Consider the following 4,429-nt stretch of genomic DNA (forward strand, 5'->3'; position numbering starts at 1 on the left):
ACCCGGTAAAACCCCCGGATCCGGTACCCGACATGTTGAACCTGCATGGCACTCCTCCCTCGCCAAAGAAGTGCCAAAGGTTTGTGAACTTATGCATCCAGGGCCTGCAGAACAGCGAGAGGATCTGCCCCTGCGAATGATAGCTCCCACGGGGCCATTCACACCGCATCCCCGGGAAAAGCGTAACCCTACAACAGGAAATATTCTCGAAACATTTTCGCCCGAAACTACATAGCAACGAGGAGCGGTACCCAAACCTCAGATCGAGACGGAGCGTAACCCATACGGATACCCGGCGGAGACCGGCGACCCAAAAAGTTTGTAGCGGTTGTTTTGCGGCTATTGGACGGGCATCTTGCCCGTCTTTTTTATTCGGAATAGGCCGCCGCCGGTAAGAAATATTCCCGAAACAATCCAGACGGACACTAGGCACCAATGAAGGGCGGTACCCAGATCTCGGATTGAGACGGAGCGTAACCCATACGGATACCCGGCAGAGACCGGCGACCCAAAAAGTTTGTAGCGGTTGTTTTGCGGCTATTGGACGGGCATCTTGCCCGTCTTTTTTTATACGGGCCCTGCCATGGTACCATGCGTACAAACTTCCGAGGAGAGCCCATGGATCCCAAGAGTCAACGCCTCGTCTGGATCGATCTGGAGATGACCGGGCTGCATCCCCAGCAGGACCAAATTCTCGAAATTGCCAGTATCGTAACCGACAACGAGCTGCGGGTGATTTGCGAAGGTCCGGTCCTGGCGGTCAATCACGATGAATCCGTGCTGCGCGCCATGGACGACTGGAATCAACGCACCCACGGCGCCTCGGGCCTCATCGAGCGGGTGCGCAGCAGTCGTCTTGATCTTGCCGCGGTAGAGGCGCAAACCCTCGACTTTCTGCAGGCTCATGTCACGCCGGGCACCTCTCCCCTCTGTGGCAATAGCGTTTGTCAGGATCGACGCTTCTTGGCGCAGCACATGCCGCGGCTCGAGCGCTTTTTTCACTATCGGCTCATCGATGTCTCCACCCTCAAGGAGCTCAGCGTGCGTTGGTACCCGAAGCTGCCACGCTTCAAAAAAACCGAGCGGCACGAGGCCTTGAGCGACATTCGCGAGTCTATCGAGGAGCTGCGCTATTACCGTCAGACGATTCTGCGCGCGGCGGACTGGGACAGCGAGACCCTCGATTTTGTTTGAGCCTTACTTGGTGGGGGTTGGGAGATTTTGAATCAGATCGATGCGGACGAGGATTTCGACGTCATCTTCCAAAACCCGGCAGCGGAGATAATCGGCGTCTTTTGCCTCCTCGACGGCGAGGGGTAAGACGACGGTCATATAGTGGGTCTGATCCTTTTCGTCGATCCAGTGCAGACGCATCTGCTCTGATGTTAGGATGGCAATTTCCAGACGCTCGGCAATTGGTCGTGGCGTATGTGCAGACATGGAGTCTCCCGAATCATGCAGGTGGATCTCTTCTACGAATTGGCGGTACCTAGCCATCTCCCTCGTAGCGAGGCGCAAGTCTATCACGAAACCCTGGAGGAGCTCGCGCTCGCCGACCAACTGGGCTTTCACGGCGCCTGGCTGGTGGAGCATCACTTCATGCGCGAGTACTCCCATTCCAGCGCTCCAGAGGTCTTTTTGGCGGCGGCGAGCCAACGCACGCAAAAGTTGCGGCTCGGGCATGCGGTCATCGCCCTGCCCTATAACCACGCCGTGCGGGTAGCGGAGCGCGTGGCGGCATTGGATATCCTCAGCAACGGCCGCCTCGAAGTTGGCATCGGTCGCGGTTTCTCGCCGCGGGAATATGCAATTTTTGGCGCCGAGATGGCCGATAGTCGCACCCACCTGCAGGAAGGCTTGGCGATTCTGCGCGCAGCTGGCGGCGGGCCGGTACGGCACCAGGGCAAGCTCTATCGGTTGGACGACATCGACATCCTGCCCAAGCCCCTGCAGCAGCCACATCCACCCCTCTGGGTGGCGGCCGTCAGCCCGCAGACCTTTCGCTGGGCAGCCGAGGAAGGCATTGGGGTTCTGAGCGGCCCCTTCAAGCCCTGGTTTATGATCAAGCAAGATCTCAAGGCCTACCGCCGCAGTGTACAGAGCAGCGCCCGCGCCCAAGTGGCGGGCTTCAACCCCCAATTTGCCATGACCATTGGCTGCCTCTGCCTGGAAGACGCGGCAGAAGCACGCCGACTGGCCGAGGGCTTCACCTGGTACTATCAACGCTTGCTCGACCAAACACGGCCGGTACTCGTGCAATTGCGCGAAAGCTATGAATTTTATCACCGACTGGCATTTCTTGAGCCGCTCTTGCGGCGTGGTTTGAGCCTGCGCCTTTTGGAAAGCATGGGGATGGTGGTAGTGGGAAATCCGGAGCAATGCCGCAAAGGTCTGGCGCGTTTCGCCCGCGCCGGGGTCGACCGACTACTCTTGGCCGTGGGCGCCGGAATGGTCCCCTCCACCGTCACCCAGCGCTCTCTAGAGCTGCTGGCAACGGAGGTTTTGCCGAGTCTTCAAGGCCAGCACGCTAACGCGGCATGAGCCAAGTCCTGCTGACGGGGGCGGCGGGGCATACCGCGCAGGCGTTGCTACCGCTACTCTTACGGCATCCTGCCAAACCCGAAGTGCTCGCCTTCGACCTGCAGCCCGGCATCTTGCAGCATCCCCGTCTGCGGTGGATTTGCGGCGACCTGCGGAGTGTCGATTGGCAACCTTTGTTGGAGGACGTGGATAGCATCATCCACTTGGCTTTTGTCGTCCTTAGCCCGCGCCTGGGTCGGCAGCAGCGCTGGCGTCGGGAGATGGCGCAGGTCAATCGCGCGGGGACGCTGCGCTTGCTGCGGGCAGCAGCCGCGGCGGGGGTGGAACGCTTTGTGTACAGCAGTAGTGTGGCGGCCTATGGCGCCTGGCCAGACAACCCCATCCCGATTCGCGAATCCCAGCCCCTGCGACCGCCCCCCGGCTTTGCCTACGCCGAAGACAAGGCGGCGGTAGAGCGACTTTTGGTGCAACAGGCAGGCGCCCATCCGCCGATGCGGCTCAGCTGGCTGCGCCTGCACGCCATTGTCGGCCCGCACGCGCAGCCCCTCGTGAACTCTATTGCCCGCGCGCCTGTTGGCCTTCGCCTGGCCAATCCGGATTTGCCGGTGCAGTGCCTGCACGAGGAGGATGCCGCCCGCGCCCTGCTTGGCGCTTGGGAGCAGGGGGCGAGAGGCGCTTTCAACATCGCCGCCCCCGATCCGGTCCCTTGGTCGCAGATTCCGCGGCGCTTGCAACTACCCCTACGCCCTCGCCATCTGCACCAGCTCCACCGCGCCCTGCGCCCATTTACCCGACGCTTTGGCGATCCCGGCTGGCTTCTGGGTCTGGAGTATCCCTTGGTGGTGGACTGTTGCCGTGCCGAGATCGAGCTTGGTTGGTTACCGCGCTACTCCGTGTCCGAGGCCATGGCCGCGGTGTCTGGCGGCAATTCGGCATAGGTTTGCAGCGCCAGCTTGAGATCTTCCCAAACCTTGCGCTTTTCGACGGGATTACGCAGCAAGTAGGCGGGATGATAGGTGACGATCAGTGGGATCTCTCCATACCGCTGCACCCCACCGCGCAAGTTGGCCAAGGGTTCGTTGCATTGCAATAAACTCTGGGCAGCAAAGCGCCCCAGGGCAACGATGATGCGCGGCTGCAGGAGGGCAATCTGCCGTTGCAGAAAGGGCAAGCAAGCCCGCACCTCGGGGCCGAGGGGGTCGCGATTTTGCGGCGGACGACACTTGAGAACATTGGCAATGTACACCTCTCGCTGCCGACTGAGCCCCATAGCGGCGAGCATTGCATCGAGGAGTTGCCCACCGCGCCCAACAAAGGCCTCACCACGACGATCCTCCTCCGCCCCCGGCGCCTCCCCCACGAAGAGCCAAGGGCCCTGACGAACACCGGCGCCAACGACGGCATGTTGTCGGCTTTCCCCCAAATTGCAGGCACGACAGGCGTGAATGCTGCTCTCGAGCAAGGACCAGTCCATGCGGGCAATGCGCTCTTGGCGCTCGTCTGCAATGTCGACTTTGATGGCGACTGGCGCCAGCTCAGGGGGCTCGGGAGCCGGTGGCATGTCCTGCAGCGCCTCTTCGGGCGCAAGCAGGGCAAAGGGCTCCTCCGGCATCACCATCTCGGCCGGAGCCGCCGGAACTTCCGCTAAAGCCGCCGGTGCCGGTAGCTCCGACGGCGTCATCCCCTCTGGGAGGGGAAGTTCCAACAGGCGCAAATAAGCCAGTTGCGCCGGCAATAAGGTCTCGACCGTCATCCGTCGATGATAGCGCCTCGGCAGATGGGAAAGAAGAGAATGTATGCGTCCACCACCTTTGGCACTGTGGTAGATGTTGGAGGAGGAAGGATAGCGGTGGTTTCTGTCCGAGTCGATGGTGTGGCCGTTCGGCGT

At 61.1% G+C, this 4,429-nt stretch carries 5 protein-coding genes; 3 read left to right on the plus strand and 2 right to left on the minus strand.

The features are described 5' to 3' along the window. Positions 1-618 precede the first annotated feature (618 nt). Complete coding sequence (orn, locus tag RTI30_RS12910) at positions 619-1,194, plus strand: oligoribonuclease (RefSeq protein ID WP_312263437.1); 576 nt, start codon at positions 619-621, stop codon at positions 1,192-1,194. Between the two features lie 3 nt (positions 1,195-1,197). On the opposite strand, the gene RTI30_RS12915 is transcribed toward orn, so the two are convergent. Continuing rightward, positions 1,198-1,440: a hypothetical protein gene (locus RTI30_RS12915; protein WP_312263436.1), complete on the minus strand. Its 243-nt coding sequence runs from the start codon at positions 1,438-1,440 to the stop codon at positions 1,198-1,200. 15 nt (positions 1,441-1,455) lie between these two features. Between RTI30_RS12915 and RTI30_RS12920 the strand changes: the two genes are divergently transcribed. Continuing rightward, entirely contained in the window at positions 1,456-2,541 is a 1,086-nt protein-coding gene (locus RTI30_RS12920) for an LLM class flavin-dependent oxidoreductase (RefSeq protein WP_312263435.1), read from the plus strand. Further along, positions 2,538-3,479 carry an NAD-dependent epimerase/dehydratase family protein gene (locus RTI30_RS12925; RefSeq protein ID WP_312263434.1) on the plus strand — a complete coding sequence of 314 codons (942 nt, stop codon included), beginning with the start codon at positions 2,538-2,540 and terminating at the stop codon, positions 3,477-3,479. Before RTI30_RS12920 ends, RTI30_RS12925 begins: the two co-directional genes overlap by 4 nt. On the opposite strand, the gene RTI30_RS12930 is transcribed toward RTI30_RS12925, so the two are convergent. Then, the coding region (locus RTI30_RS12930) for a uracil-DNA glycosylase family protein (protein WP_409449716.1) at positions 3,428-4,429 on the minus strand (1,002 nt) is incomplete at its 5' end. The two genes, RTI30_RS12925 and RTI30_RS12930, sit on opposite strands and share 52 nt — an antisense overlap.

Origin of the sequence: Candidatus Igneacidithiobacillus taiwanensis, assembly GCF_031962545.1 — a bacterium.
Taxonomy (GTDB): domain Bacteria; phylum Pseudomonadota; class Gammaproteobacteria; order Acidithiobacillales; family Acidithiobacillaceae; genus Igneacidithiobacillus; species Igneacidithiobacillus taiwanensis.